1 pseudogene is annotated in these 262 nt (G+C 62.2%); it reads left to right on the top strand.

Annotation, left to right across the window (positions count from 1 at the left end):
* Positions 1-253, top strand: a pseudogene (locus tag MTBUT4_RS01295) (transposase); the annotation flags it as partial.
* Positions 254-262: the final 9 nt, after the last annotated feature.

Genomic DNA, 262 nt, shown 5'->3' with positions numbered 1-262 from the left:
TCATGGACAATCTGCCCGCCCATAAGCTCGCCGCCGTGCGGACCGCCATCGAGGCGACGGGGGCGGAGTTGCATTTCCTGCCGCCCTACAGCCCCGACTTCAGATGGCCGTCTCGAAGCTCAAGAGCTTCCTCAAGAAGACCGCGGCCCGAACCAAGGATGACCTCTGGGCAGCCATCGGCCGGGGCATCGATACCTTCACCCAAGCCGAATGCCTGAACTACTTTGCCGCTGCCGGTTATGACCGCGACTGACGGGAAAAT

The organism is Magnetospirillum sp. UT-4 (assembly GCF_902729435.1).
Taxonomy (GTDB): Bacteria; Pseudomonadota; Alphaproteobacteria; order Rhodospirillales; family Magnetospirillaceae; genus Magnetospirillum.
Note: the sequence above shows the minus strand (reverse complement) of the source record. Positions and strands in the feature narration are given on the sequence as shown.